The sequence below is a fragment of the Zhihengliuella flava genome (genome assembly GCF_015751895.1).
Lineage (GTDB): Bacteria > Actinomycetota > Actinomycetes > Actinomycetales > Micrococcaceae > Zhihengliuella > Zhihengliuella flava.
In genome coordinates this window covers 458,106-477,293 of record NZ_JADOTZ010000001.1, presented here as the reverse complement: position 1 = coordinate 477,293, position 19,188 = coordinate 458,106, and the positions used below count along the sequence as shown (strand labels likewise).

At 64.8% G+C, this 19,188-nt stretch carries 19 protein-coding genes; 7 read left to right on the top strand and 12 right to left on the bottom strand.

Translation table 11 applies throughout. The features are described from left to right. Nucleotide 1: 1 nt before the first annotated feature. The 8 genes from IW252_RS02250 to IW252_RS02215 all read right to left on the bottom strand — a co-directional run bounded on the left by IW252_RS02250 (nt 2) and on the right by IW252_RS02215 (nt 7,042). Nucleotides 2-640, bottom strand: a complete 639-nt coding sequence (locus IW252_RS02250; RefSeq protein ID WP_196835088.1) for a metal-dependent transcriptional regulator — start codon at nt 638-640, stop codon at nt 2-4. Continuing rightward, nucleotides 637-1,491, bottom strand: a complete 855-nt coding sequence (locus IW252_RS02245) for a metal ABC transporter permease (protein ID WP_196835087.1) — start codon at nt 1,489-1,491, stop codon at nt 637-639. Before IW252_RS02245 ends, IW252_RS02250 begins: the two co-directional genes overlap by 4 nt. Next, nucleotides 1,492-2,217, bottom strand: coding sequence for a metal ABC transporter ATP-binding protein (locus IW252_RS02240; protein WP_196835086.1), 726 nt, complete (start codon nt 2,215-2,217; stop codon nt 1,492-1,494). Continuing rightward, on the bottom strand, nt 2,214-3,179 hold the full coding sequence (locus IW252_RS02235) for a metal ABC transporter solute-binding protein, Zn/Mn family (protein WP_196835085.1): 966 nt from the start codon (nt 3,177-3,179) through the stop codon (nt 2,214-2,216). Before IW252_RS02235 ends, IW252_RS02240 begins: the two co-directional genes overlap by 4 nt. 91 nt (nt 3,180-3,270) lie before the next feature. Beyond that, complete coding sequence (hisN, locus tag IW252_RS02230; protein ID WP_196835084.1) at nt 3,271-4,068, bottom strand: histidinol-phosphatase; 798 nt, start codon at nt 4,066-4,068, stop codon at nt 3,271-3,273. A 21-nt stretch (nt 4,069-4,089) separates the two neighbouring features. Next, nucleotides 4,090-5,193, bottom strand: coding sequence for a ribosome small subunit-dependent GTPase A (rsgA, locus tag IW252_RS02225; protein WP_196835083.1), 1,104 nt, complete (start codon nt 5,191-5,193; stop codon nt 4,090-4,092). Next, nucleotides 5,193-6,518, bottom strand: coding sequence for a 3-phosphoshikimate 1-carboxyvinyltransferase (gene aroA / locus IW252_RS02220; protein ID WP_196835082.1), 1,326 nt, complete (start codon nt 6,516-6,518; stop codon nt 5,193-5,195). Before aroA ends, rsgA begins: the two co-directional genes overlap by 1 nt. A gap of 5 nt (nt 6,519-6,523) precedes the next feature. Continuing rightward, nucleotides 6,524-7,042 (bottom strand): DoxX family membrane protein, encoded by a 519-nt coding sequence (locus tag IW252_RS02215; protein ID WP_196835081.1) that lies wholly within the window; start codon nt 7,040-7,042, stop codon nt 6,524-6,526. Between the two features lie 233 nt (nt 7,043-7,275). Between IW252_RS02215 and IW252_RS02210 the strand changes: the two genes are divergently transcribed. Both IW252_RS02210 and rsrA read left to right on the top strand, forming a co-directional pair. Next, nucleotides 7,276-7,920 (top strand): sigma-70 family RNA polymerase sigma factor, encoded by a 645-nt coding sequence (locus IW252_RS02210; RefSeq protein WP_196835080.1) that lies wholly within the window; start codon nt 7,276-7,278, stop codon nt 7,918-7,920. Continuing rightward, entirely contained in the window at nt 7,921-8,187 is a 267-nt protein-coding gene (rsrA, locus tag IW252_RS02205; RefSeq protein WP_196835079.1) for a mycothiol system anti-sigma-R factor, read from the top strand. A 78-nt stretch (nt 8,188-8,265) separates the two neighbouring features. Here the strand turns inward: rsrA and IW252_RS13775 are convergent, their stop codons facing one another. The 3 genes from IW252_RS13775 to IW252_RS02195 all read right to left on the bottom strand — a co-directional run bounded on the left by IW252_RS13775 (nt 8,266) and on the right by IW252_RS02195 (nt 12,966). After that, a complete protein-coding gene (locus tag IW252_RS13775; protein WP_373278143.1) occupies nt 8,266-8,343 on the bottom strand; it encodes a 50S ribosomal protein bL37 in 78 nt (25 codons plus the stop codon). An 82-nt stretch (nt 8,344-8,425) separates the two neighbouring features. Further along, a complete protein-coding gene (locus tag IW252_RS02200) occupies nt 8,426-9,031 on the bottom strand; it encodes a GDSL-type esterase/lipase family protein (protein WP_196835078.1) in 606 nt (201 codons plus the stop codon). 113 nt (nt 9,032-9,144) lie between these two features. Further along, the gene (locus tag IW252_RS02195) at nt 9,145-12,966 is read right to left on the bottom strand and encodes a multifunctional oxoglutarate decarboxylase/oxoglutarate dehydrogenase thiamine pyrophosphate-binding subunit/dihydrolipoyllysine-residue succinyltransferase subunit (protein ID WP_196835077.1); all 3,822 of its coding nucleotides are present in this window, start codon (nt 12,964-12,966) and stop codon (nt 9,145-9,147) included. A gap of 413 nt (nt 12,967-13,379) precedes the next feature. Here IW252_RS02195 and IW252_RS02190 point away from each other — a divergent pair, with 413 nt between their 5' ends. The 5 genes from IW252_RS02190 to IW252_RS02170 all read left to right on the top strand — a co-directional run bounded on the left by IW252_RS02190 (nt 13,380) and on the right by IW252_RS02170 (nt 18,622). After that, on the top strand, nt 13,380-14,699 hold the full coding sequence (locus IW252_RS02190; protein WP_196835076.1) for a hemolysin family protein: 1,320 nt from the start codon (nt 13,380-13,382) through the stop codon (nt 14,697-14,699). Beyond that, nucleotides 14,696-15,784, top strand: a complete 1,089-nt coding sequence (locus tag IW252_RS02185) for a hemolysin family protein (RefSeq protein ID WP_196835075.1) — start codon at nt 14,696-14,698, stop codon at nt 15,782-15,784. The genes IW252_RS02190 and IW252_RS02185 overlap by 4 nt, the downstream gene beginning before the upstream one ends. Before the next feature lie 114 nt (nt 15,785-15,898). Continuing rightward, nucleotides 15,899-16,921, top strand: coding sequence for a metal ABC transporter solute-binding protein, Zn/Mn family (locus IW252_RS02180; RefSeq protein ID WP_196835074.1), 1,023 nt, complete (start codon nt 15,899-15,901; stop codon nt 16,919-16,921). 34 nt (nt 16,922-16,955) lie between these two features. After that, complete coding sequence (locus IW252_RS02175; RefSeq protein WP_231366111.1) at nt 16,956-17,750, top strand: metal ABC transporter ATP-binding protein; 795 nt, start codon at nt 16,956-16,958, stop codon at nt 17,748-17,750. Beyond that, complete coding sequence (locus IW252_RS02170; protein WP_196835072.1) at nt 17,747-18,622, top strand: metal ABC transporter permease; 876 nt, start codon at nt 17,747-17,749, stop codon at nt 18,620-18,622. The genes IW252_RS02175 and IW252_RS02170 overlap by 4 nt, the downstream gene beginning before the upstream one ends. Here IW252_RS02170 and IW252_RS02165 read toward each other — a convergent pair. Next, nucleotides 18,619-19,062, bottom strand: coding sequence for a Fur family transcriptional regulator (locus tag IW252_RS02165; RefSeq protein ID WP_196835071.1), 444 nt, complete (start codon nt 19,060-19,062; stop codon nt 18,619-18,621). The two genes, IW252_RS02170 and IW252_RS02165, sit on opposite strands and share 4 nt — an antisense overlap. Nucleotides 19,063-19,188: the final 126 nt, after the last annotated feature.

Here is a 19,188-nt window from a genome sequence, read left to right as displayed (position 1 = left end):
GTTATCGCTCGACGCGTACCCAGATGGCACGCATTGTCGCGTGGGGCAGGCCGTGCTGAGCCGTGTCGAGCGTGGCCCCTGGTACGACGCCCGACTCCGCGCAGGCCCGGAGGAGTTCTGGATCATCGTCGGAAATGCGCACGACGACGGCGCCTTCGGTTGCCGGAGCCCGGTCCAGGCGGACGGCGTCCGGCAGGCGTGGCTGGCCGGTGGCCGTGGGGATAGGGTCCCCGTGCGGGTCCGCCTGAGGATGGTTCAACAACGCATCAATGCGCTCAATAAAGCGCTCGGAGACTGTGTGTTCAAGGACTTCAGCCTCGTCGTGGACTTGGTCCCAGGTGTAGCCCAGTTGCTCGACGAGGAAGGTCTCGATGAGCCGGTGCCGGCGGACGACTTGGAGGGCGGCACGAGTCCCCTCGGGGGTAAGGGTGATGGCCCCGTAGCGAGGATGCTCCATGAGGCCGCGGGCGACGAGCTTGGTGACCATCGTGGTAGCGGAGGCGGGCGCCACGCCGAGTTTGCCGGCGAGGGCACCCGTCGTGACTTCGAGTGCGTCCCACTCCCGCAAGCTGTAGACCGACTTCAGGTAGTTCTCTTCACTCGGCGTCAGTTTGAGGGAAGAAGCATCGGGTCCGTTCATGCTGTTTTCCTCCGGCGGATAGCCTGTGAAACCAGCCCCTGTTCGGGGGCCGCCGCGAGCGTGAGGGCGAAGAACGCAGCCTGCGTCAGGACGATCGCGGCGCTCGCTGACACGTCCAGATAGTAGCTCAGGTACAGGCCGCACACGGCGGAGGTGACGCCGAGCGTGGCGGCGATGGACAGCATCCTGCCGAAGGAACGTGTCCACAGGAATGACGTGGCCCCGGGGATGATGAGCATAGCCACGACCAAGATGATTCCCATGGCCTGCAAGCTGGTCACCACGGTGAGGGCGAGCAAAGTCAGCAGGAGAAAATGGAGCGTCTTGGTATTGATGCCGAGGGCGTGGGCGTGAACGCGATCGAAGGCCAACAGCGTCAGGTCCTTGCGCAGGTAGAGCAGGACGCCAAGGGTCACCACCGCGAGGGCGAGCACCTGTAGCATTTCCGCATCCGTGACGCCGAGGACGTTTCCGAAGAGGATATGCCCTAGGTCGACATCACTCGGGGTTTTGGAGACAATCGCGAGACCGAGGGCGAAGAGTGAGGTGAAGACGACCCCGATGGCCGTGTCTGACTTCAGCGATGTTCTGGAACGCAGGGAGCCAATGAGGGCGACGGCGCCGAGCCCGAAAGCGAGCGCGCCCACGGCGAACGGCAGCCCCAGTAGATAGGACAGCGCCACACCGGGCAACACGGCGTGGGAGATCGCGTCCCCCATGAGCGCCCAGCCCATGAGCACGAGCCAGCAGGAGAGAACGGAACAGACGAGGGCCGCGGCAACGGCCACGATCAAGGCGTCGGTCATGAACCCATAGGACAGGGGCTGCGTGATCCATTCCCAGGGTGTCATTTAGGCCTCCTCTCTCGGTCCGCCGAACGCGCGGGCCAGGTGGTGTTCGGTCAGGACCTCGTCCGGATGACCCGAGGCGATGACGGTGCGGTGCAAGAGCAGTGCCTGGGTGCAAAAGGAGGGGACCCCGGCGAGGTCGTGTGTCGACATCAAGATGGTGCGTCCCTCAGCGGTCAAGGCCGTCAGCAAGGACAAGATGACGCGTTCAGAGGTGACATCAACACCGGCGAACGGTTCATCCAAGAGCATGAGGTCGGCGCCTTGAGCGATGCCGCGGGCGACGAAGGTGCGCTTCTTCTGGCCGCCCGAGAGCTGGCCAATCTGGCGGTGAGCTAGCTCCGTGAGCCCGACGCGTTCAAGTGCTACGTCAACGGCCTCGATATCGACGGGCTGCGGTCGTCGCGCCCGCCCCATGTGCCCGTAGCGTCCCATCATGACCACTTCCCGCACACTCACGGGAAAGGTCCAGTCCACGTCCTCGGCCTGGGGCACGTAGGTCACCAATTGCTGGCGCCGTGCCACGGCTTGGGACTGGCCGAATAGCTCAAGGCGGCCCGCGCGCGGTGAGACGAGACCCATCAGGGCTTTGAACAGCGTGGATTTGCCGCTTCCGTTGACGCCGATCAACCCGCACAGTTCCCCGGAGGGCACCGTGAAGCTGACCTGATCGAGGGCCTTGACGCTGCCGTAGGTCACACTGAGATTCTCGACGTCGATGACGTTCACGAGGCCTCCTGCCCGAGGGCATCGGTGATGATGCGCAGGTCGTACTCCAGAAGATCCAAGAAGGTCGGGACGGGACCGTCGGGGCCCGAGAGCGAGTCGACGTAGAGTGGCCCGGCGAGGTCAGCGCCCGTGGCCGCGACAACTTGCTGTTGGGCGCCGTCGTTGACCGTAGATTCGCAAAAGACCGCGGGGACATCATGGGAGCGCACAAACTCTATCTGGGCGGCGATTTGTTGCGGGGTGCCTTCGACATCCGAATTGACCGGCCAGAGCGAGTGCTCATCGAGCCCAAGGTCCCGCGCGAGGTAGGAGAAGGCCCCCTCACAGGTCACGAGTGCGCCGGAGGCTGGAAGCGCGGCCGCCGTTTGTTGAGCCAGTTGTTGCAGTTCGCCTTTGAAGTCTTTGCCGTTCGCGGCGAAGTAGTCTGCGTCTTCAGGTGCGAGGTCGCTCAGCGCCGCGACGGCGTTATCAACGTACGTTTGAGCTGCCGACGGCGACATCCAGGCATGGGGATTCGGCGTCCCGGAGTACTCGCCTGAGGCGATGTCGATGGGCTCGATCCCCTCCGACAGTACGGCGTGCGGAACGTCGACATCCTCGATGAAGCGTTCGAACCAGCGCTCCAGCCCGAGTCCGTTATCGATGACGAGGTCCGCCTCGTTGACGCGGACAAGGTCTGAGGGAGTGGGCTCGTAGCCGTGAATCTCTACGCCGGGCTTGGTGAGCGAGACGACGTCCGCGCGGTCGCCCGCGACGTGCTGGACGAGGTCGGCCAGGACGCTGAACGTCGTCAGTACCACCGGTTGATCGTCCGTCGATCCTGTGGCGCCGGGGGAGGGCGGTGTGGACACCGGGGGCGAGGCATCGGCGCCGCACCCAGCGAGTATCAGCGGTGCCGTCAGCAACGCTGCTGCAGCGACCCGGCGGACGAGGCGTGCCGGGCCTCGAGAAGTTTTAGTCATGCCTAAATTTTGCCCGGAGGCGGAGGAGAACACAACCTGCAGGAGAAATATCGCGGTCAGGCCAGCGGTGGCACTACAACGGGTACCAAAATTAGCTGGCGGACAGGATCCTCAAGGCCTGCTCGTGCAGCAGGGAGTTGCTCGCCAGCGCGTTGCCGCCGAAGCACCCGTCCTCACCCTCGAGCGAGGTAAACCGGCCGCCGGCCTCTTGGACGATTGGGACGAGGGCGGCCATGTCATGAAGGCCGAGCTCGGGCTCGGTGGCGATATCGACGGCGCCCTCGGCGACAAGGCAGTAGGACCAGAAATCGCCGTAGGCACGCGTGCGCCAGACCTGATCATGAAGGTCCAGCATGGCCTCCAGCTGGCCGCGCTCGCGCCACCCGGACAGGCTGGAATAGGACAGAGACGCGTCGGCGATGTCCGATACGCCTGAGACGCGGAGGGGAGTGGCCCGGGCGAGAGACTTCCCCGTGTAGGCCCCCATTCCTTCGGCCGCCCACCAGCGCCGACCGAGGGCCGGCGCGGAGACCAGGCCGACGACGGGCCGCCCCTCGTCGACGAGGGCAATCAGCGTGGCCCACACCGGGACCCCGCGGACAAAGTTCTTGGTCCCGTCAATCGGGTCGATAATCCAGCGGCGGGGTCCGTGGCCGGTGCTTCCATACTCCTCGCCCAGCACGGCGTCCCGGGGGCGCGAGCGCTTGAGCTGCCCGCGGATGGCTTCTTCTGCCGAGCGGTCGGCGTCGGTGACCGGGGTGAGATCTGGCTTGGTCTCCACCGCTAGGTCCTGCGCCTTGAACCGTTCCATGGTCATCGAGTCGACGGAGTCCGCCATGACATGGGCCAAGCGCAGATCATCGTTGTACGTCATCACGTCGGAGGTCATACTCTCCAACCTACCCCAGCACTAGTGAGAACCGAGTTCTTTGGTCTCGATCTCCTCTTCCGCGCCGAGCAGGCGCCGGAAGGAGGACAGCCGGTCCGCACCGTAGTCACCGGCGCGCCCATCGGCCACCCACGCATCCAGGGCACAGCCGGGGTCCGCGCCACTGTGCCCGCAGCCGCGAGGGCAGTGCGCGGCGGCCGGGGCGAGGTCGTCGAAGGCGGCCAAGATGTGTTCAGGATCGACGAGGGCAAGGCCGAAGGAGCGGATTCCGGGCGTGTCGATGATCCACGTGCCCGCGGCCGCGTCGTCGATCCGCAAAGCCAGCGCAGAGGAGGACGTGTGGCGACCACGGCCGGTGACCGCATTGACCCCGCCCGTGGCGCGTTCGGCTCCCGTGAGTGCGTTGACCAGCGTCGACTTGCCGACGCCCGAATGACCCAGCACGGCGCTGATCTGTCCGTCCAAGAGCTTCCGCAAAGCAGCGAGCGCAGCCGAGTCCAGACGTGCCGACTCGCCGTCCGCGGACCGTGCGTCGGTCCCGCTGGCCGCATCGTGAGTACTGCGGCTGACGACGACGTCGAGATCCAGATGCGCGTAGTTCGCCAAGAGCTCTGCGGGATCCTTAACGTCGGCTTTGGTGACGCACAAGATCGGGTGAATTCCGGCGTCGTACGCGGCCACGAGGGCGCGGTCGATGAATCCCGTGCGTGGTTCGGGATTGGCAGCCGCGACGACGATGACGAGCTGGTCCGCATTGGCGACCACTACGCGTTCGACGGGGTCCGAATCATCGGCGCTGCGGCGCAGCAGCGTGCGCCGGTGTTCAATGCGGACCAAGCGTGCCAACGTGTCGGGCTCACCTGAGGTGTCGCCGACGAGCCCCACCACGTCTCCAGGCACGACGGCCTGGCGGTTGAGGGCCCGGGCGCGCGCGGCGATCACGAGGCGCTCCGTGGACGCGCCCTCATCAACCATCGCGGTGTAACGGCCGCGGTCGACGGTGACGATGCGTCCAGAGACGGCATCTTCGTGCTTGGGCCGTTTCTTGGTTCGGGGTTTGGACCCGCGCTTATTGGGGCGGACGCGGACGTCTGATTCGTCCCAGTCGTCGTGGGAGCGAGCCATCACGCGCGCCTCGCGGTGGAGACCAGCTGCTGCCACATGTCCGGGAAATCTGGCATGGTCTTGCTCGTGGTGGCGATGTTCTCGACTCTCAGACCGGGGACCGCGAGGCCGAGGATCGCGCCAAAGGTGGCCATGCGGTGGTCGTCATAGCTCTGCACGTCCGCCGCATGCAACGGCGCCGGTGCGATGGCCAGCCCATCGTCGAGTTCCTCGGCGCGGCCACCGAGGCGTCGAATCTCCGTGACCACGGCCGCCAAGCGATTCGTCTCGTGTCCCCGGAGGTGGGCAATTCCCGTGAGTCGGGATTCCGTCGTGGCCAAGGCCGCTAGCGCGGCCACCGTGGGAGCGAGCTCTGAGGAATCCGGCACATCGATGCCCAGCAGTTCGGCCGGCCCCGAGACGGTGAGCACGTGATCGTCCCAGCTCACTATTCCGCCCATGCGGGTGAGGATGGAGCGCCACTGGTCACCAACTTGAGTGGTGCGCTGCGGCCAATCAGGAATGCGAACCGTGCCGGCCGTTGCCATGGCAGCGGCCAAGAACGGACCCGCATTGGACAGGTCTGGCTCGATCACCGTGTCGAACGCCGGGATGCGCCCGGGAGCCACCGTCCACGCGGACGCCCCCACTTGGGTGGCGTCAACGCCGACGCTGCGGAGTACGTCGAGGGTCATGGCAAGGTGATCCGGGCTGGGGACCGTGGGGCCCACATGGTGGACCGTGAGGCCGCCGGGCAGCGCGCACCCCACGAGCAGGAGGGCCGTGACAAATTGCGAAGAGCCACTGGCATCGATGCTCACCTGTGCCGGTGCGTCCTGTGGTGGCTGCGGGGAGAGCTCAAAGGGCAAACCGCCGCGACCGTCGTCGTCCACCGTGGCGCCAAGTTGTCGAAGGGCGTCGACGATGGGAGACATGGGCCGCTGGCGGGCGTGCGGATCGCCGTCGAACCGGGCGCGGCGCCCCAACACTGCCGCAAGGGGTGGGACAAAGCGCATCACGGTACCCGCCAGCCCGCAGTCGACGTCGACGACGCCGGGGTTCGAGATCGTTGCGGTGGGGGGAGTCACGCGGAGGTCCGGCCCATACTCGCCGTGCCCGGGCAGCTCCTCCACCCGGGCGCCGAAGGCTTCGAGGGCCTCGATCATGAGACGGGAGTCGCGTGAATGGAGGGGGCGCCGCAGGATCGAAGGCCCGTCCGCTAGGGCAGCGAGCAGCAGATAACGGTTTGTGAGGGACTTCGATCCGGGGATGGAAACCGTCGCGTCAACGGGGCCGTCGACGTACGGCGCCGGCCACAGGTCGGCAGAGATACCTGAAGTGGTCATCTGGGTTAACGGTTCAGCAGGTCCTCGGCGTTCTTGGCCGCATCCTTGGCCGTGGAGCGCACCGCCTTCGTGACGTCCTGATTGGTGCGGGCCAACTGCTTGCGGACGTCCTTGGTGAGATGCTGGGCGCGCCACGCGATGGAGGGCTGCCCGGCCGTGTCGACGCTGGCCAAGAGGACTCCGCCGCCGAGGGAAGCGTGCTTCAGTTTCTCCGCGATGGTGGTATCGGCGTAATCGTCCGCGGCGGCCGCGAGAGAGGAGAGGACGAGGGTTGCGGCGGAGAAACGAGGAGCTTTTCCTGCGGCGAACAAAATCCCCGCAGCGATCTGCGTCCCGCCAATAGCGCGCACGACCAACTCGGCGCGCTCGGCCAGCGGCGCCAAGCGCGGCGCCTTGGCAGCGGCCCGATCAAGCACCGTCCGCAAGCGCACGGCGGCGAGCTGCGGCTTCCGTAGCCGTTCGAGTCCTGTGTAGACGTAGCTCGAAGCGAGCAAAGGGCGTGCGATCGCGCGGACAGCAGTCATTCTTCCTCCATGGTCAAGCCGACGTGTCAGTCCCTAGTCTGACATCTTTGTGATGCTGGCGCGTTCTTTCCGCGCTGACGAGTCGTGCTGGAGCCGAAATAGCTCGCGGGAATAGGCATGGCGGCCGGGTTCGTTATACGACCTGCAAGGAACAGTCAGAGATATGGAGGCGCTCGGTGGCTGGATCATCCACGACCGTCATGGAGAGGCCGACGCGCGTAGACTGTCGCGTGATGACCGATTCACAGACCAGCACGGACACGGCCGCGCAAGAGACCACCGAAGAGCGCCGGTCGCGCTTCGAGGCGGACGCCTTGCAGTACGTCGATCAGCTGTACTCGGCGGCCCTGCGGATGGCGCGTAATCCTAGCGACGCCGAGGACTTGGTCCAAGAGGCGTACGCCAAGGCGTATTCAGCGTTCCACCAGTACAAGCCTGGAACCAATCTCAAGGCGTGGCTGTACCGCATCCTGACCAATACGTACATCAATCTCTACCGCAAGCGGCAAAGAGAACCCCTGCGTGCCAGCACGGACACGGTTGAAGACTGGCAGATGGCCGAAGCCGCCGAGCACACCTCGACGGGATTGCGGTCTGCGGAGGCTGAAGCGTTGGATCACCTGCCGGATTCAGACGTGAAAACCGCCTTGGCAACCATCCCTGAGGAATTTCGGTTGGCCGTCTACTTCACCGACGTGGAGGGGTATGCCTATAAGGAAGTCGCAGAGATCCTTGGCATCCCGATGGGCACTGTCATGTCACGTCTGCACCGCGGTCGCAAACAGTTGCGTGAGCTACTCGCCGACTACGCAGCAGACCGCGGTATCGGAGATCAGGGGACCGCACGCGGTGCGGCGAAGAAGCAGGAGAAGAAGTAAATGGGCGACTGTCAGTCTCTGGGCGACTGCGATGATTCGCGGATCGTCCGGCTCTACGAATACCTCGACGGCGCTTTGTCTGTCGACGACCTCAATGACGTCAAGCGCCACCTCGAGCACTGCACGGAGTGCGCGCAGGAGTACGACTTGGAATGCATCATTCGTTCCGTGGTCAAGCGATCCTGCACGGAGCAAGCCCCGCACACGCTAAAATCGCGCATCATGATGCGCATCAGTGAAATCCGAGTCGAGAGTGGGCACCGCTAGCCTGGGCCCTGCCGTGAAGGCACAGGAGGCCGGCACCCATCGGGGTGCCGGCCTCCTGTGATTCGCAGAACGAATCGCTTAGCTGTTCGGGCGCTTGCCGTGGTTGGCGCCGCCGCGCTTGCGATCCTTGCGCTTACGTGCACGCTTGCTGCTCATGGTGACTCCTCAAGGTGGTTCGTCAAAGGATGATCATCCGAAAAGGACTACAGACCAGTCTCCCACACCGAGGTCCTGGGGCCTAACCGGCAGCTGGCTCCGGCATGCCAAGCCACTGGTACCAGCCGCGGTGCAGAACCAGCCAAGCGATGAGTCCGTAGCCTGCTTGACCAGGGGCTCCGTCGTTTGCCGCCAAATCATTGCGCCACTGTTCATGGTGTTGCAAGGGCGTGAACGTGTCGACGTAGGCATGGTGGCGCCGGCTGGCGACATCGGCGAAAGCAGCGGACAATTCGGCGAGACGGCGGTTGCGGTCGGCGTCGAGTCCCGGGGGAGGGCCAACCACCATGGCCTTGATGCTGGCTTGGGAGGCGGCGTCGAGCATGTTGGCGAGGTTGAGTCGGCTCCGCGCGGTGGAGAGTTCTTCGTCGAGATCCGCGTCGGACAAGGCGATGACGACGCGGTTCTCCCGCGCGTCAGAAAACCGGGGGCGCGCCTCCGTCAGCCATCGCTTGGCGAGCGCCTCCGTCCCCTCGCGGGGCGCGGCCAACTGATAGGGCTCCACGAGGGTCTCGGGGCTCGTCGTGCGGGCCAAAACGCGCCCAAACCATCCGAGGGCACGTGGGTCGCCGTGCCCGGCCAGAAGCTCGTCACCGACGGCGACGAGGCGAATAATTCGTTGTTCCACGAGGGACCTTTCTGCTGGCGGTGGCTCAACCCTAGCAAGTGGGTGGACGCGGTGGCGCCGTGCAACACGAAGGGCGGGCACGAACGTCGTGCCCGCCCTCCGCGTGGATTCGGTTATCCGCGGTCGAAAATTTGCGTGAGCAGGGTGGCTTGCTCCGCATCGTGCCGCTTGTGCGAACCGGCGGCCGTCGAGGCCGAGGCCGTGCGTGAGACCAGCTGCAGCGTCCGGTCCAACTCGGGGGCGAGGTTCAGCCCAATGAAGGGCCACGGGCCCTGATTGGCCGGCTCGTCCTGAGCCCAGACGACGTCGGCGTTCGGGTACTTGGCTAGCTCAGACTGAATCTCCTCGACAGGCAGGGGGTACAACTGCTCGACGCGCACGATCGCTGTCTTGGTGTCTTCGGCCTTCTTCCGTGCCGCGGCCAGATCGTAGTAGAGGCGACCGGAGACGAGGACCACGCGTTCGACGTCCTGAGCCGACAGGTCGGCCGTATCGCCGATCACCGAGCGGAACGTGCCCTGGGTAAAGTCCTCCACCGAAGAGGCCGCGGCTTTGAGGCGCAGCAGCTGCTTCGGGGTGAAGATCACCAGCGGCTTGCGTGGACGCGAGTACGCCTGTCGGCGCAGCAGGTGGAAGTGATTGGCGCCCGTCGTGGGGTTGGCCACCACCATATTGTTCTCGGCGCACATCAGCAGGAAACGCTCGATGCGTGCCGAGGAGTGATCTGGCCCCTGCCCCTCGTAACCATGCGGGAGCATGAGGACGAGCGAGGAGCTTTGGCCCCACTTCTGCTCCGCCGACGAGATGAACTCATCGATGACCGTCTGGGCGCCGTTGACGAAGTCGCCGAACTGCGCTTCCCAGAGCACCAGCGCGTCGGGACGCTCGACGGAGTAACCGTACTCGAAGCCCATTGCGGCGTATTCGCTCAGGAGGGAGTCGTAGATCCACAGCTTGGCCTGATCCTCGGAAAGATGCTGCAGCGGCATCCACTCATCGCCAGTGTTGCGGTCGTGGAAGACGGCGTGGCGCTGGACGAAGGTGCCGCGGCGGGAGTCCTGGCCGGCCAGCCGAACGGGGACGCCCTCCATCGAGAGGGATCCGAACGCCGCGATCTCGGCGAAGCCCCAGTCGATACCGCCCTCGGCCGACATCTTGGCCCGGCGATCCAGCAGTGCTTTGAGCTTCGGGTGAACCGTGAAGTTTTCCGGAATCTGCGTGTGCGCACTGCCAATATGGGCGAGGGTTTCTGCGCTGATCGCCGTGGTGGCGGGGGCGTTGATGCCATCGCTCACCTGAGCATTCGGCAGCTCCAGATCGTTGACGGTGCCATCCGAGCTGACCGCGGGGATCGGCGACGTCTGCGCGGCGTGCGTCTCCGCAAAAACGCGCTCCAGCCGGTCCTGATAGTCCCGCAGTGCCTGATCGGCCTCTTCTTGCGTGATGTCACCGCGACCGACGAGCGCCTCGGTGTACAGCTTGCGCGTCGAGCGCTTGGCCTCGATGAGGTTGTACATCATCGGCTGCGTCATCGACGGATCATCACCCTCGTTGTGGCCGCGGCGGCGGTAGCACACGAGGTCGATGATGACGTCCTTGTTGAACTTCTGGCGGTACTTGAACGCAAACTGGGCCACGCGCACCACGGCTTCAGGGTCATCGCCGTTGACGTGGAACACGGGAGCCTGAATCATCTTGGCGACGTCGGTGGAGTAGACCGAGGAGCGGGACGACGTCGGTGCCGTCGTGAAGCCGACCTGATTGTTGACGATGACGTGCACGGTTCCGCCAGTGCGGTAGCCGCGCAGCTGCGACAGGTTGAGGGTCTCAGCCACGACGCCCTGGCCCGCAAACGCCGCGTCGCCGTGGACCAAGATCGGCAGGATGGAGAAGCCATCGCTGCCACGGTCGAGGCGGTCCTGCTTGGCGCGGGTAATTCCCTCAAGGACCGGGTTGACCGCCTCGAGGTGCGACGGGTTGGCGGCCAAGTAGACCTTGGTCTCGTTGCCATGGTCCGAGACGTAGCTTCCCTCGGTGCCGAGGTGATACTTGACGTCACCGGAGCCCTGAACCGAGCGAGGGTCCTGGGTCCCCTCGAACTCGCGGAAGACCTGGGCATAGGTCTTGCCAGCGATGTTGGTGAGCGCGTTCAGACGGCCGCGGTGAGCCATACCGATGGCGACCTCGTCGAGTCCGCCGTCGGCGGCGTCGGAAATGATGGCGTCCAGCAGCGGGATCAGCGATTCCCCGCCCTCGAGCGAGAAGCGCTTCTGCCCGACGAACTTGGTCTGCAAGAAGGTCTCGAAGGCTTCGGCGGCATTGAGCTTGCCCAGAATGCGCAACTGCTCTTCCCGCGTGGGCTTGGAGTATTCGTGTTCCAGTTCCGCCTGGAACCACTCCCGCTCTTCGGGATCCTGAATATGCATGTACTCGATGCCGGTCGTCCGGCAGTACGTGTCACGCAGAACGCCCAGAATCTTTCGCAGCGGCAGGCGCTGATCGCCGCCGAATCCGCCCGTCACCCACTCGCGATCCAAATCCCACAGCGTCAGGCCGTAGGTTTGAATGTCGAGATCCGGGTGACGCCGCTGGACGTACTCCAACGGGTTGGTGTCGGCCATCAGGTGGCCGCGCACACGGTAGGCGTGAATCAGCTGCTGGATCCGGGCGATCTTGTTGACTTCCAAGTCGGCATCAACTTGGTTGTCCCGGACCCACCGCACGGGCTCATAAGGAATCCGCAGGGCCTCGAAGATCTCGTCGTAGAAGCCGTCTGCGCCGAGCAGCAGGTTCTCGATGATGCGCAGGAACTCGCCCGAACCGGCGCCCTGAATGACGCGGTGGTCATACGTGGAGGTCAGCGTGATGATCTTGCCGACGCCGGCGCGCGCGATGGTCTTCTCACTGGCGCCGCGGTACTCGGCCGGGTACTCGAGGGCCCCGACGCCGACGATCGTGGCTTGGCCCTTGGACAAGCGCGGTACGGAGTGCACCGTGCCGATGCCACCGGGGTTCGTCAACGAGACGGTCGTGTTGGCGTAGTCGTCAGCGGTCAGCTTGTTATTGCGGGCCCGGCGGATCAGGTCCTCGTAGGCGTTCCAGTAGTCCGAGAAGTTGAGCGTCTCGGCCTTCTTGATGTTCGGCACGGCCAGCATGCGCGAGCCATCCGGCTTCGGCAAGTCGATGGCGATGCCGAAGTTCACGTGTGCCGGGTGGACAGCGGAAGGCTTGCCGTTGGAGTCGTCAAATGTCACGTTCTGGGACGGGAACAACTTGAGCGCGCGAACGACGGCGAAGCCAATCAGGTGCGTGAAGGACACCTTGCCGCCGCGGGCGCGGGCGAGGTGGTTATTGATCACGACACGGTTGTCAATGAGTGCCTTGGCTGGCACCGCGCGCACAGTGGTGGCCGTCGGAACCGTCAGGGAGGCTTCCATGTTGGTGGCGATGGCTTTGGCTGGCCCGCGCAGGGGCTTGACCACGTCTTCCTCGGTGGGCGCCTCACCCTGCGATTTCGGCAGCTCGGCCGGGATCGGGGCCGTCTTGGGTGCGGACTTTTGCTTGGTCTTGTCGGGGGACGGGTCGGCGGGGAGGCGTTCCTTGCTGGACCCCGTGGACGACTCGCTGGACGAGCCGGCGGTAGTGCCCGTGGTGTCGACGACGCGGGCATGGGTGGCGGAGGACGGCTCAGTGGACTGGCCCGAGTCCTGCGACTTCTGGGCTGAGGGGGTCGGGGCCGGCTTCGCTGCCGGCTCGGCCTGTGGCGCCGACGACGCGCTGGCACCGTTGCCGGATTCCTCGAAGGACTCGAAGATGTCCCACCACTTTTTATCGACAGAGTTCTTGTCCCGGCGGTACTGCTGATATAGCTCATCAACGAGCCATTCGTTTCCGCCGAATTCTTCGGTCAGCCGGTGGTGCGGTTGATCTGGCACGTCTATACGCCTCTTCCTTGAATAGCCTCGCCGCGTTGACCCCGCGAACGTGGTGCGGGGCGTGAGTCTTAGACCTCCGGTCAGTCTAGTGACTTCCGTCGTTCAGTTGCGAATCTATCTGCAGCCATGTCGTGAGCGGTCTGGTTCCCGCGGCGAGCGGCCGCCCACGCCCCAGGCCCGGGGACAGGGCCGCGTCCCCATACCCACATTCATCCTGATTGCGTACACTGGGGATTCTTATGGACAGTCACTCTCTGAGCCGGCCGGCCGCGCGCGTTCATTCCGCGGCCACCAGCGCCGGCGCCTCCCTGTGTACTCTGACCGACCAACCCGCTGCCGACGCAGCCAGCGCGGAGCCTTCTAGACCGAGCTTTCGCCGCAGCGCGCCGCCGTCGCTGGAAACGGGCTGCTGAATGGAGTGGCTCTATCTCGGCTTCGGCCTCCTCCTGATCCTCGGGACAGGATTTTTTGTAGCTGTTGAGTTCTCTCTCGTCGCCCTCGACCAGACGACGGTGCGGGCAGCGATTAATGCCGGTGATCGTGGTGCGAAGCCGCTCCTGCGTTGCCTGAAGACTCTTTCCACGCAGCTGTCGTCCTGCCAGCTGGGAATTACCCTCACCACGCTGTTGACTGGCTATGTCATGGAGCCCTCCGTCGGGCGTCTCCTAGCGCCCGTGTTCGAGGCGTGGGGGTTCGACGCCGCGGCGGGGCCCGCCGCGCTGATCGTCGCCATGGTTTTGGCTACCTTACTCTCGATGCTGATCGGTGAGTTGGTGCCGAAAAACCTGGCCATTGCCAAAGCGTTCGTCGTGGGCAAGGCCTTGGCCCGCCCGCAGCTGCTGTTCACCGCGGTTTTCAAGCCAGCCATCGTGGTGCTCAATGGATTCTCGAATTGGATCCTGAGTCTGATGGGCCTCGAGGCCAAGGAGGAGCTCTCCAGTGCCCGTAACCCCGAGGAGCTGGCTTCTCTGGTCCGGCGCTCGGCCGACTTGGGAACGCTTGATCAGGAAACAGCGAACTTTCTGTCACGCTCCCTGCGCTTCGCCGAACGGTCGGCGGCGGACGTCATGACTCCACGCATCCGCATGGAATCCGTGCGGGCTGAAGATCCCCTCGAACACATCATTCAGGTGGCGCGCCGGACGGGCTTCTCCCGGTTCCCGGTTATTGGCCAGTCGCCGGATGACGTGTTGGGTGTTTGCCACATCAAGAAGGCCGTCGCCGTGCCGCGCGAGCGTCGTCACGGTCTCGTGGCCGCTAATGTCATGTCGGAGATCATTTCCGTTCCGGAGACGGTCCATCTGGATTCGCTGCTGGCCGAACTCCGTGAGGCTAATCTGCAGGTGGCCATGGTGCTGGATGAGTACGGCGGCACGGCCGGCATGGTCACCCTCGAGGACCTCGTCGAGGAGATCGTGGGCGAAGTGGCCGACGAGCACGACCGCACGATGCCGGGCGTCTTGCAAGCGGCCAGCGGTGATTGGTACTTCCCCGGGATGCTGCGGCCAGATGAGATCGGCGATCACATTGCCGGCCTCACTATCCCTGAGGACGGGGCCTACGAGACGGCCGGTGGATACATGATGGCGGAACTCGGGCGCATTCCGGACGTCGGAGACTGCGTGGATCTGGAGCGCGGCCAACTCGTCGTCGTTCGCATGGAAGGGCGCCGCGTCGAGCGATTGCGGTACATTCCCGTGCACCACGCCGAAGGTCCGGAGGTGGCCGCATGAGTGACTGGATGGGAATCGTCTGGCTCGTCGTCCTGCTCTTGGGCAACGCCTTCTTCGTGGGGGCCGAGTTCGCCGTCATGACCGCCCGCCGCAGCCAGATTGAGCCTAAAGCCAACGCGGGCAGTAAGCCGGCGGCGACCGCCCTGCGGGCCATGGAGAACGTCTCCTTGATGCTGGCTGTCGCCCAGCTCGGCATCACCGTGTGCTCATTGTTGATCCTCAACATTGCCGAACCGGCCATCCACCACCTCTTGGCGGAGCCGCTGCATACCCTCGGCGTGCCCGACTCGCTGGCGTCGCCCGTGGCCTTCGTCATCGCGCTGTTGTTGGTCACGTTCCTTCACGTGACCTTCGGCGAAATGGTGCCGAAGAACATCTCCGTCTCGGTGGCCGACCGCTCGGTGCTGGTCTTGGCCCCGCCGTTGCTGGGTCTGGCACGGCTGGTCCATCCGGTGGTGGCCAGCCTCAACTGGGTCGCCAACCACTTGCTGCGCGCAATGCGGGTCGAACCGAAGGACGAGGTGGCGTCGAGTTTCACCCTAGAAGAGGTCCAAAACATCGTCGAGGAGTCGCGCCGGGAGGGGCTTGTGGAGGACGAATCGGGCGTGATCTCGGGCGCGCTCGAGTTCTCGGGGTATACGGCCGAGACGTTAATGGTGCCGCTCGATGACCTGGTCAGTCTTCCCGCGACGACGACGCCGAACGAGTTCGAACGGGCGGTCGGGCGGACCGGGTTCTCCCGCTTCGTCATGCGCGATGACGAGGACCTTTTGGCGGGCTACCTGCACTTGAAGGATGTCATGAGTATCCCGCCGCATCGGTCCGATGAGGCCATTCCCCTGACGCGCCTGCGCACCCTGGCCAACTTGTCCGGCCTGACGGAGGTGGAGGACGCCCTCTCGGTCATGCAGCGAACGGGGTCGCACTTGGCCCGTGTCATCGATTCTGAGGGTGCCACGCGCGGAATCCTGTTCTTGGAGGACGTCATCGAAGTGTTGGTGGGCGAAATCCGCGACGCTACTCAGGCGCAGGGGGAGCGTCGCCGCAACGGGTCGGCGAATGCGGCGTCGGCACCCACCCCGTGAAAATGCAAACGATTCGCATTTAGGGTAGGGTGCAGTGGTGCGCATCGTCGCACTCCTTCTGACTCAAGACGTCCGCATCTCTTGGCATGCGGTGTGTGAAAGGTAGGCCAGTTCGTGCCCCGCTCCCGTTTTCCCCTCGCCGTTACGTCCGCCGCCGTCGGCGCCCTCGCTCTGTCCGCCTGCGGTGCCGCAGGCCAGTCGTCCGAGCAGGCGGCGGACGACGGCGTCACGCGCGTCGTGGCCTCCACCAGCGTCTATGGGGACCTCGTGGAGCAAATCGCCGGCGACGCTGTTGAGCTCACGTCGATCGTGACGACGACGGCGCAGGACCCGCACTCGTACGAGGCGACGGCGCAGGACAAACTGGCGCTCTCCAAAGCGGACCTGGTGGTCGCCAACGGCGGCGGGTACGACTATTACATGGACCAGCTGGTCGGGGATCTGGGCCTGGCGGACGATCAGGTGGTGACCGCGGTGGACTATTCCGAGGCTGCCCACGAGCACGCAGAGGAAGAGGCTGCCGAGAGTGCGGGCCATGACGATGACCACGGCGACGAGCACGATCACGGCGACGACCACGCCGAGGAAACCGCCGACGAGCATGCCGGGCACCACCACGCCGAGTACAACGAGCACGTGTGGTATGACTTGCACGTCATGGACGCGGTGGCCACCGACATCGCCGAGCGGCTCAGCGAACTAGAGCCCGAGCAGGCGGAGACCTTCGAGGCCAATCGTCAGGAATTCTCGGACCGCTTGGCGGAACTTGAAGAACGCCAGAGCGGGCTAGGCATCGACGGCGACTACGCGATGACCGAGCCGGTGCCGTACTACCTGCTCGAGGAAGCGGGCTTGTCTAACGCGACGCCCGAGGGATACAGCGAGGCGATCGAGCACGGTGACGACGTGGCACCGCTGATCCAGCGCGAACTGGTAGAACTCCTCGACGGCGGCGACGTCGTCGTTCTCGCCTACAATCCGCAGACCTCGAGCCCGCAAACGGAGGCCGCCCGCGAGGCCGCCGAGGCCGCAGGCGTGCCCGTGGTTGAATTTACGGAGACCTTGCCTGAGCAGCAGGACTATATTGAGTGGATGGATGCCAACCTGACCGCCTTGGAGGATGCACTTGCCGAGTGAGACACCGCCCGCGATCCGCTTACGCGGCGCGAGCATGGCCTTCGGCGACCGAGTGTTGTGGGAGGGGCTCGATCTCGATGTGGCTCCCGGTGAGTTCCTCGCCGTCCTCGGGCCGAACGGCTCCGGCAAGTCCACGTTTCTCAAGGTCCTCCTTGGCCTGCGGCCACTCTCCGCCGGAACCGTCGAGATTGCGGGCAAGCCCGCCCGCGCGGGGTCCCGCCGCATCGGAACGATTCCGCAGCAAAAGACGTTCGCCGAGGACACCCCGTTGCGTGCAAGGGACCTTGTGGCACTCGGAATCGACGGCCATCGCTGGGGGCCTCGCCTCTTTCATCGCCGGCAGATTAATCGGACCGTGGACGCGTTGCTGGAACGCGTGGGGGCGTCCGACTACGCGGACCAGCCCGTTGGCATTCTCTCCGGGGGAGAGCAACAGCGCCTGCGGGCGGCTCAGGCCTTGGCCGACAACCCGGACCTTCTGCTGTGCGATGAGCCGTTGTTGTCCTTGGACATGCACCACCAGCGGGCCGTGACGTCGATGATTCATCACGAAGCGTGTGATCATGGCGCCGCCGTTGTCTTTGTCACGCATGAAATCAATCCGATCCTGCAGAATATCGATCGTGTGCTGTACCTTGCCGGTGGCCGCTTCCACATCGGCACCGTCGACGAAGTCATGACCTCCGAGGTGCTGTCCGATTTGTACCAGAGCCCCATCGAGGTCTTCCGCACGCGCGGGCGGATCGTGGTCCTTGGCATCCCCGAGGCCGTGGAACACCCCCACGGAACGGGTCATTCGGACGCACTCGACGAAGGGCACCTGCGATGACGCCGAATGAACTCTTCAACACCATCTTTACGTTCGAGAATTACTCCGAGCTGCTCCCGCTCGTGGCGAACTCCATCATTGCGGGTGCCATGCTGGGGGTGGTCGGCGGGCTGATTGGCGTCTTTGTCATGATGAGGGACATGGCCTTCGCCGTGCACGGCATCGCGGAGCTCAGTTTCGCCGGTGCCGCCTTCGCCCTGTTGATCGGTGCCAACGTGGTGGGCGGGTCCATTATCGGGTCCATTGTGGCGTCCCTGGTGCTCGGGATTATGGGCGCGCGCGCCAAGGATCGCAATTCCATCATCGGCGTCATGATGCCCTTTGGGCTGGGCCTCGGCATTCTGTTCCTCGCCCTGTATCAAGGCCGCAGTGCCAATAAGTTCGGTCTACTCACCGGCCAAATCGTCGCCGTCGACGACGTGCAGCTGGGCCTGCTCGCGGCCTGTTCCGTGATCGTCATTGTGGGGCTCATCATCCTGTGGCGACCGTTGACGTTCGTCAGCGTCGATCCTGCGGTGGCGGCTGCCCGCGGCGTCCCGGCCGGCTGGCTCTCAGCCGCCTTCATGGTGTTGTTGGGGCTCGCGGTGGCGCTGTCGATTCAGATTGTTGGTGCCTTGCTGGTGCTCAGCCTGCTGATTACTCCCGCGGCCGCGGCGCTGCGGATCACCGCGCGTCCAGGGCTGTCCGTCGTCTTGTCCGTTCTCTTCGCGTGCACATCGGTGGTCGGCGGCATCATGTTGGCCCTGGCCGGGAGGCTGCCGATCAGCCCGTACGTGACCACGATTTCTTTTGCAATCTACGTGGTGTGCCGCATCATCGCCTACCGGCGTACGCGGACTCGCCGCCGGAAGCAGGTGGCGGCCGCGGCCTAGGTCTGTGCTGGGTGGTCCTCAGTGGAGGCACCCGCGGCCGCTGTGCAGTCTGGGCAGAGGCCAAAAATCTCGATCGTGTGGCCTGGGGCAGTGAAACCGTGTTCCGCTGCGATCTGCCGCGTCCAGGTTTCAATCGAGGGTGCCTCGATCTCCACGGCCGTGCCGCAGGACCGGCACACAATGTGGTGATGGTGGGCCTCCACCGCGCATTGCCGGTACACGGCCTCGCCATCTCCTGAGCGCAACACGTCCACTGCGCCGTCGTCCGCCATGGACTGCAGAATTCGGTACACCGTGGCCAGCGAGACCTTGTGGCCCTGCTCGTGCAGCCATCGGTAGAGCTCCTGGGCACTGACGAAGTCCGTAAGTTCCTCCAGCGCGCCGCTGACGGCCAAGCGCTGCTTCGTCACGCGCGTGGCGCCGGACGGAGAGTTGGTCATGCTGAAGAGGCTCCTGACGCGGTGATGGGGCGGTGAGCTCCAAAATTGAGAACGGTTCTAGCCTACCAAGCGTGGTGGGGCGGGCAGCAATGGAACGATCCATAGGTGCTGGAACCCCGCCGCCTC

Excerpts from the sequence above, each read along its gene's own strand:
- rsgA (WP_196835083.1), bottom strand. The coding sequence starts at position 5,193 with ATGGCTCGCTCCCACGACGACTGGGACGAATCAGACGTCCGCGTCCGC.
- IW252_RS02210 (WP_196835080.1), top strand. The coding sequence starts at position 7,276 with ATGACCGATTCACAGACCAGCACGGACACGGCCGCGCAAGAGACCACC.
- IW252_RS02165 (WP_196835071.1), bottom strand. The coding sequence starts at position 19,062 with ATGACCAACTCTCCGTCCGGCGCCACGCGCGTGACGAAGCAGCGCTTG.
- IW252_RS02235 (WP_196835085.1), bottom strand. The coding sequence starts at position 3,179 with ATGACTAAAACTTCTCGAGGCCCGGCACGCCTCGTCCGCCGGGTCGCT.
- IW252_RS02170 (WP_196835072.1), top strand. The coding sequence starts at position 17,747 with ATGACGCCGAATGAACTCTTCAACACCATCTTTACGTTCGAGAATTAC.
- IW252_RS02190 (WP_196835076.1), top strand. The coding sequence starts at position 13,380 with ATGGAGTGGCTCTATCTCGGCTTCGGCCTCCTCCTGATCCTCGGGACA.
- rsrA (WP_196835079.1), top strand. The coding sequence starts at position 7,921 with ATGGGCGACTGTCAGTCTCTGGGCGACTGCGATGATTCGCGGATCGTC.
- hisN (WP_196835084.1), bottom strand. The coding sequence starts at position 4,068 with ATGACCTCCGACGTGATGACGTACAACGATGATCTGCGCTTGGCCCAT.
- IW252_RS02175 (WP_231366111.1), top strand. The coding sequence starts at position 16,956 with ATGGCCTTCGGCGACCGAGTGTTGTGGGAGGGGCTCGATCTCGATGTG.
- IW252_RS02185 (WP_196835075.1), top strand. The coding sequence starts at position 14,696 with ATGAGTGACTGGATGGGAATCGTCTGGCTCGTCGTCCTGCTCTTGGGC.
- IW252_RS13775 (WP_373278143.1), bottom strand. The coding sequence starts at position 8,343 with ATGAGCAGCAAGCGTGCACGTAAGCGCAAGGATCGCAAGCGCGGCGGC.
- IW252_RS02215 (WP_196835081.1), bottom strand. The coding sequence starts at position 7,042 with ATGACTGCTGTCCGCGCGATCGCACGCCCTTTGCTCGCTTCGAGCTAC.
- aroA (WP_196835082.1), bottom strand. The coding sequence starts at position 6,518 with ATGACCACTTCAGGTATCTCTGCCGACCTGTGGCCGGCGCCGTACGTC.
- IW252_RS02250 (WP_196835088.1), bottom strand. The coding sequence starts at position 640 with ATGAACGGACCCGATGCTTCTTCCCTCAAACTGACGCCGAGTGAAGAG.
- IW252_RS02245 (WP_196835087.1), bottom strand. The coding sequence starts at position 1,491 with ATGACACCCTGGGAATGGATCACGCAGCCCCTGTCCTATGGGTTCATG.